We start from the raw sequence: 6,880 nt of genomic DNA on the forward strand, positions 1-6,880 counted from the left end.
CACCTCTCCGCCCCCGCCCCCGCCTCAGCCCCAGCGCAACACCGGCCTGATCCTGCTGCTCGCGATCGGTCTTCCGCTGCTGCTCCTGGGCGGATGCGGAGCCGTCGTGATGGTCCTGGCGAACACCGCCAGGGAGACGGTGGTGGAGGCCGATCCGCCGAACCTCGTCATGCCGTCCGAGCGGCCGGAGACCGACGCGCCGCCGGCCGAGGACGACGTGGCGACCCCGCAGCCGTCCACGGCGGCGGTCGGCGGCGCCCTCACACTCGCGGGGAACGACCCCGGGCTGGAGATGACGGTGACCGTCACGAAGCTGGTGGACCCGGCGACGGGCGACCAGTTCTCCCAGCCGGGGACGGGCAGGAAGCTCGTCGCCGTCGAGCTCACCCTGGAGAACTCCGGACAGGCGGTGTACAGCGACTCTCCCACGAACGGGGCGGTGCTGATCGACGCGGAAGGCCAGCAGTATCACTCCACGCTGCACGACGTACAGGAAGGGCAGTCGTTCGGCGGCTCCGCGACGATCAACACAGGCGACGTCCGCAAGGGCGTCATCGTGTTCGAAGTGCCGGAGCCGGCGCGGGCGGCGAAGTTCCAGTTCACGTTGAACAGCGGGTTCGCCGATCAGACGGGCGAGTGGAAGCTCGGCTGACACGCGTCCTCGTGAGCGTCAATCGCGGTTGACGCTCACGGCTGCGTCAACGTATGTTGACGGCATGCATGATGACACGCGGCTGGTCCCCGTAGGTGAACGGAAGCTGTGCGTACGGGTGCGCGGCGACGGCCCCACGCTCGTCCTCGACTGCGGCGGCGCGGGGCAGGGCACCGACGACGCCTGGGGGAGTGAGCTGGAGGGCAGGCTGGCCGGGTCGGCCACCCTGGTGACGTACGACCGGGCGGGCGTCGGCCGGTCCGGCGGGCCGGCCGCGGAGAGCGTCGCCGAGATGGCCGACGACCTGCACCGCCTGCTGCACGGGCTCGGCGTGCCGCTGCCGGCGGTGTTCGCCGGATGGTCCTTCGGGGCGCTGGTCGTCCAGGTCCTCGCCGTGCGGCATCCCGGCGACGTGGCGGGGCTGGTCTTCGTCGATCCGACGGTGAGCGGGCAGCCGCCGGGGTCGGCGCTGGTGCGTACCGTGTCGTTCGCCCTGGCCGTACGGCTGCTCCGCCTCCGCGCGCTGCTGCCCACCGCCGGCGCCTGGCAGTTCCGGGAGCTCGCCGCCCTCCTGGCGGGCCTGCCGCGCCACATGCGCGAGGTCGAGGCCGCCCTGGAGACCGGTGGGTTCCCACCCGTCCCCCTCCGGGTGATCACCGCCTGCCGGCGCCCCCGCATGCCTCGCGCCCAGCTCGCGTACCTGGAGAACGGCCACCGCGCGCTCGCCGCCCGCTCTCCCCGAGGACGCCTGCTCGTCGCCGGCCGCGCCACCCACCAGATCCCGCACGACCAGCCCGAGATCGTCGTCGAGGCGGTCGAGGACGTTCTCGACCACCTGCGTTGACCACCCGGCAGGTACACGGGCGCCGCCGCCGGGGTGGCGGGAGAGTTAGGATCACGGGCGTCGGCCCAGCCGGCCATGGCATCCCGAATCCGTCGCCGCCCAGGCGGCCCTCGTCGAGACGAGAGCCGGTATGAACCTCACCCCCGCCCAGTTACGCTTCCTCGCCGACCGCGCCGGGGCGCTCGCGGACGAGGTCCGGGCGTTGTGCGACGGCGTCGCCGCCGACGCGCCCGAGCGCGACCCGCTCGCCGCGGCCCTTCAGGCCGCCGCTTGGTTCGAGCGGGGGAGCGAGGACCTCCGGCGCGCGGCGGGCGACCTCGACCGGCTCTGGGCCGTACGCGAGTGCGGCATGCCGTGGGGCGTCTGCCCCGAGCACGGCAGGACCCTGTCGTCCACGGCCGGCACCTCCACGTGCCGGGTGTGCGGTCGCACGTGGGACCACGACCGGCTCGCCAAGCCCTGCGCGGAGCCGGTGACGTGGAAGGTGACCGACGAGGCCGGGACGGTGACGATGATGTGCGACGGGCACGTCCTCGGCGCCCGCGCCGTCCTGCGGGGCGCCACCTTCACCCGCCTTCCCGCACGGTGAGGCTCAGGTCGGCGGCGCGCGCCACCGGCTGCCTGAGCATCGTCCTGGGCTCGGGAGCGGTGAACTCGGTCAGATAGATCTCGTGGTGCAGCCCGTTGCGCACCAGACCGTGCTCGGCCATGAACGCCTCCATCACCTCGAGCGACGCCTTCTCCTCGCTGTAGGGCCCCTCGTGGAGCAACTCCACGCACTCGCCCTCGGTGAAGGTGACCACCTGCACGCGGTCGACGGCCGCGCCGGACGCGCGTGCCCGCTCGCGCGCCGCCTCGGCCGCCCCCGGCTCGGGCATGTCGGGCAGCGGCAGCAGCAGATGCCACCGCCACTGGTCGCGCGGCACCTCCAGCGGCGGCCGGGAGGCGTCCTCCACCCACCAACGGCCCTCCAACGGCCCCGCGGGGCCGCCCATGGCGGCGGCCACGGCGTACAGGGCGCCGATGGCCGAGAGGTGCTCGGCGCCGCCGGGCTCGCCCATGCCGGTGACGTTCAGGCACGTGACGGGGGCGCGGTGGACCAATCGTGGTGTCATGGCTCCTCCAAAGGAATCATCAGGTGGGTGATCAGGCGATCGGGCGGGGTGGTCGCCGGGTCGGACACGTACACCTCGCGGATCGGCCCCTGGACGGGATGGCGGCGCTCGGCGCACCAGGCCAGCAGCGCGTGCGCGGTCAGCCCGATCTGGTCGTAGGGACCGACGTGGGTGGCGCGGGCGAACCGGCCGCCTGGCAGCACGTCGAGCTCGGCCCCGTCCACCGGCTCTTCGCCGACCAGGGCGACGGTGACGGTGACGGGTTCGCCGAGGTCGAGCGGGAACAGGCCGATGAGCTCGGGGACGACGGCCGGCGCGGCGGCCAGCAGCCTGGCGATGGCGGCCGAGGTGGCCCTGCCGATGTCGGACGGGTCCGCCGCCGTCGCCGCGGCCACCGCCACCCGTCTCGCAGGTTCCGTGACCAGCGTGACCGGAGCGGACGGCAGGCCCTCCGCCATGACGCGCTCCAGCGCGGCCAGCGTCGACCGGCGCCTGGCCAGCTCGGCTTCCATCCGCTCGTGCACCCCCGCCAGGGCGCCGGGCGTGTCGGAGAGCACCTGCGCGATGACGGCGAGCGGGACGTCGAGCGAGCGCAGCAGCCCGATCGACAGCGCGTCGCGCACCTGCTCGTGCCGGTAGTAGCGGTACCCGGTGTGCTCGTCCACGTACGCGGGCGCCAGCAGCCCGAGCTCGGCGTAGTGCCGCAGTTGTTTGACGCTCAGCCGACCGAGCCTGGCGAACCGCCCGATCGGCAGCAGCTCCTCGTCCATGCCCTCCAGCATGGGGTCTCCCCCTGTGGGAGAGTCCAGCCGTCGATCGGCGGGAACGAGGCCCCGGCGTCAGAGCGGGGTGGTCCACCACTCGGAGGCGATGGAGAGGCCGGCCTGGCGGAGGGCTTCGCGTTTCGGGGTGTCGGCGTGACCGCAGACCACGACGACCATGGGCGGCGCCGCGCCGGCGGGCCTCGTCGGTGACGGCGTGGAGCAGGGCGGTGCCGGTCGTGGGCCGGTCGCGCTCGTCCACGACGGCGTAGTCGTCCAGCGTGCCGGCGACCCGCCATGAGAGCGGCGATCGCCGCCACGCCGCCGGGCCCGGCGGCCCGGATGTCGATCACGGCCCCACCCTGGACGCGTTCCCGGTCCTGTGGAGGTGGAATTCCATCCGGGTAATGGCCGGGTCGAAAACCCGGTCACCGGAACGCCGATAACGCGGCGAGCCCGACCGGTGCAGCCCGTTCCACCTGCGTGGACCTCCCCGCCCCCGTGACGCGAATGACGGTACGGGGCGTTATCAACACTGAACGTGACTATTGTCATGCTGTTTTGTGTTTGTTAAAAGAGTTGTGGCGGTCCCACCGGCCGCCGTTCAGCAGCGTGAGGGAAGGACGCTCCTATTTCCGTCGCATGTCTCAGCGGCCACGGTCCCGTCCTGTTCGCTGCATATCCCCGTGGAGCGGGCGGCGTCCGTTCGTGCACGTCGCCCCCACCGGAGCGGTTCTGATTCCTGCAGAAAACCTGTGAATTCCCGCGGTGGTGAAACACGCCCACGAAGCGGTTTCACCACCGCGGACACGCGTGGAATTGAGGAGGCTGTTTTGTTGGGAAAACAACGGGCAGCGGTCGTCCTGGCCGCCTTACTCGGGCTCGCGATCTCGGGGACGGCGACGGCTCACGCCGACCCCACGACGCCCGGAGGCCCCTGGGTCCAGGACTCGCAGCAGGTGTCGCTGGAGCGCCTGCACACCTACGACGAGCTCACCACCGCGCTGGAACGCCTGGAGCAGCGCTCCAAGGGCGCGATCGACGTCGAGTCGATCGGCACGACGCACGAAGGCCGTGACATCTGGTCCGCCACCGTCGGCACCGGCCCGACCAAGGTCCTCTACATCACCCAGCAGCACGGCAACGAGCCTCTCGGCACGGAGGCCGCCCTGCAGCTGCTGCAGCGCATCGGCGGCAACCAGGCCGGGTGGACCCGCGACGTGCTCGACGACGTGACCCTGCGCATCGTCGTACGGGCGAACCCCGACGGCACCGAACGTTTCCAGCGGCAGAACGTCGACCCTGACTGCTCGGGCGCCTTCTGCCGGGCCGGGGTCGGGTTCGACATCAACCGCTACCACGACCCGGCCATGTCGCCCGAGGCCAACCCGGTGCCGGAGTCGGCCGCCATCCAGCGGATGGTGCGCTCGTGGCGCCCGGACATCACCGTCGACTACCACCACCAGGGCAGCTACCGCCAGCCCGACGGCTCCCTGGCCACCGCCTCGATCCTGTGGCCGACCAACGCCGGGGTGGCGCCGGACGTCCTCGCCGACAGCAAGCGCGTCGCCGGGCTGGTGTACACCTCGCTGGAGCAGTACGGCTTCGCCGACGTCAGCCGCTACCCGGGCGACGCGCTCCCGGGCATCGCGCGCAACTCCTTCGGCCTTCAGGGCAGCGCGAGCCTGCTGGTCGAGCTGCGCGGCGACCTCGGCCAGAAGTCCGGCGGCTACCTGATCCGCACGGCGTACGCCTCCATGACCTCCCTGCTCCAGGCCGCCGCGGACGGCAGCCTCGCCGCCGTCGACCCGGCGATCGCCGACACCATCCCCGACCGCGGCCCGTCGCTCGACCAGCACGAGGACGAGTGAGGCACGTATGACGAACAGGAAGACGTACGCGGCCCTGGCGGCGGCCGCCCTGGTGGCCACCACCGTGACGGCGACCGTGACGGGGGCCTCGCCCGCCAACGCGCAGGCCGCCCCGCCCGCGAACGCGCACTGCGGCACCTCGACCGGCGACACCGGCGCGAACGCGTGGACCGACCACGCCGAGCTGCGCGACGCGCTGGAGACCCTGGAGGCGCAGCGCTCGGACGTCCTCGACGTCAGCCAGATCGGCGCCTCGAACCGGGGACGCGCGATCTGGGCGGCCCGCACCGGCACCGGCCCCAAGGTCGTGCTGATCACCAGTGAGATCCACGGCAACGAGAAGACCGGCACCGACGCGCTGCTCGCCCTGCTGCGCGACTTCACGGCGCCCACGCCGGAGGCGCGGCGGCTGCGTTCGCAGGTGACGCTCGTCGCGGTGCCCAAGATGAACCCGGACGCCGCCGAGCTCGACCGGCGCGGCAACGACCGCACCTGGGCCGAGGTCGTCGCGGACTTCCCGCAGCTGGCCTCCGCGCGGCCGGCGTGGAACTACTACACCCAGCCGCGGTCGGGCGACGACTACGCCTCGCGCCCCGGGTTCGACGTCAACCGCGACTACCACCCCGACCTCGACTACGTGCCGCGGCCCGAGGACTTCCCCGGCTCCTCGGCCCAGACCGGCTGGTACATCCATCCGGAGTCGCAGGCGATCAGGGACCTGTACAAGTCGCTGAAGACGGAGTTCGGCGCCGTCGACACCTACGTCGACCTGCACCACCAGGGCCCCTGCGACCTGGACGAGAGCGGCGAGAACCAGGTGACCATGTCGCTGTCGGGCAAGTTCATCGACATCGCCAACCACCAGGAGTACGACCGCGGCTACCGGCTCGACTACTCCAAGCAGCTCACCCTGGCCGCGTACGACGCGCTGCAGACGCGCGGCGAGTCCCCGTTCGGGTCGCTGACCCTCTACCCGCAGGACATCGACCTGCCCGGCACGGGGCTCGGCTCGTTCGCGCTGAACGGCTCCGGCACCGTCCTGTTCGAGGTGCGGGGCCAGACGCAGACCTGGGGCGCCAAGCAACGCGGCCAGCTCGTGCAGACGGTGGTGAACGGCCTCGACGGGATCATCGACGCCCTCGCGGACGGGTCGGTCACCCAGGTCGACCCCGCCCGCTACGACGACATCCCCGAGACCCAGTAGGACCGGGCCCGGGGTTGTGGGGGTGACGCCCCGGTCGGCGCGACGGAAGCGGCCGCGCCGACCGGGACCGTGCGTGAGGCTACGCGGTGGCCCGCCGGCGGCGGACGACCAGCGATGCGGCCACCGCGGCGGCGGCCAGCAGCGCTACGGCGGTCAGCGGGCCGCCGTAGCGGGGGTACGTCGTCTCGGACGCGACCGGCGCGAGCCCGGCCTCGGCGGCCCCCGCATCGGCGGCTCCCGCATCGACAACCCCGGCACTGACAACCCCGGCACTGACAACCCCGGCATCGTCGGCCGCGGCTGCGCCGACGCCGCCGGCATCCGTGCCCCCTGTGCCGGTGCCGGCTCCAGAGCTCCCCGGCCCCGTGCCGTCCTGGCCCGTGCTGCCCGGTGCCAGGGCGGTCGGGGTCGGGGTCGGCATCGGCCTCGGCCT

At 72.7% G+C, this 6,880-nt stretch carries 7 protein-coding genes and 1 pseudogene; 5 read left to right on the forward strand and 3 right to left on the reverse strand.

What is annotated here, in order from left to right:
- From C1J01_RS44765 to C1J01_RS44775, 3 genes are all read left to right on the forward strand, one after another.
- A partial coding sequence (locus tag C1J01_RS44765; protein ID WP_111185096.1) for a DUF4352 domain-containing protein occupies positions 1-652 on the forward strand: 652 nt, incomplete at its 5' end.
- Positions 653-716: 64 nt separating this feature from the next.
- Positions 717-1,496, forward strand: coding sequence for an alpha/beta fold hydrolase (locus tag C1J01_RS44770; protein ID WP_111185097.1), 780 nt, complete (start codon positions 717-719; stop codon positions 1,494-1,496).
- Between the two features lie 130 nt (positions 1,497-1,626).
- A complete protein-coding gene (locus C1J01_RS44775; protein WP_111185098.1) occupies positions 1,627-2,085 on the forward strand; it encodes a hypothetical protein in 459 nt (152 codons plus the stop codon).
- Here C1J01_RS44775 and C1J01_RS44780 read toward each other — a convergent pair.
- Together C1J01_RS44780 and C1J01_RS44785 are read right to left on the reverse strand one after the other, a co-directional pair.
- Positions 2,063-2,611, reverse strand: a complete 549-nt coding sequence (locus C1J01_RS44780) for a GyrI-like domain-containing protein (protein ID WP_146615961.1) — start codon at positions 2,609-2,611, stop codon at positions 2,063-2,065. The genes C1J01_RS44775 and C1J01_RS44780 overlap by 23 nt on opposite strands.
- Positions 2,608-3,393: a MerR family transcriptional regulator gene (locus tag C1J01_RS44785; RefSeq protein WP_111185100.1), complete on the reverse strand. Its 786-nt coding sequence runs from the start codon at positions 3,391-3,393 to the stop codon at positions 2,608-2,610. The genes C1J01_RS44780 and C1J01_RS44785 overlap by 4 nt, the downstream gene beginning before the upstream one ends.
- Positions 3,394-4,208: 815 nt before the next feature.
- Here C1J01_RS44785 and C1J01_RS44790 point away from each other — a divergent pair.
- The gene (locus C1J01_RS44790; protein WP_181449315.1) at positions 4,209-5,243 is read left to right on the forward strand and encodes a M14 family zinc carboxypeptidase; all 1,035 of its coding nucleotides are present in this window, start codon (positions 4,209-4,211) and stop codon (positions 5,241-5,243) included.
- A 7-nt stretch (positions 5,244-5,250) separates the two neighbouring features.
- Complete coding sequence (locus tag C1J01_RS44795) at positions 5,251-6,447, forward strand: M14 family zinc carboxypeptidase (protein ID WP_111185102.1); 1,197 nt, start codon at positions 5,251-5,253, stop codon at positions 6,445-6,447.
- A gap of 79 nt (positions 6,448-6,526) precedes the next feature.
- Here C1J01_RS44795 and C1J01_RS44800 read toward each other — a convergent pair.
- Positions 6,527-6,880, reverse strand: a pseudogene (locus C1J01_RS44800) (hypothetical protein); the annotation flags it as partial.

This window comes from Nonomuraea aridisoli (genome assembly GCF_003236395.1).
In the GTDB taxonomy this organism is placed as follows: domain Bacteria; phylum Actinomycetota; class Actinomycetes; order Streptosporangiales; family Streptosporangiaceae; genus Nonomuraea; species Nonomuraea aridisoli.

Bases quoted from the DNA above. Each gene is read 5' to 3' on its own strand.
- C1J01_RS44785 (WP_111185100.1), bottom strand. From the start codon at position 3,393: ATGCTGGAGGGCATGGACGAGGAGCTGCTGCCGATCGGGCGGTTCGCC.
- C1J01_RS44795 (WP_111185102.1), top strand. From the start codon at position 5,251: ATGACGAACAGGAAGACGTACGCGGCCCTGGCGGCGGCCGCCCTGGTG.
- C1J01_RS44775 (WP_111185098.1), top strand. From the start codon at position 1,627: ATGAACCTCACCCCCGCCCAGTTACGCTTCCTCGCCGACCGCGCCGGG.
- C1J01_RS44780 (WP_146615961.1), bottom strand. From the start codon at position 2,611: ATGACACCACGATTGGTCCACCGCGCCCCCGTCACGTGCCTGAACGTC.
- C1J01_RS44770 (WP_111185097.1), top strand. From the start codon at position 717: ATGCATGATGACACGCGGCTGGTCCCCGTAGGTGAACGGAAGCTGTGC.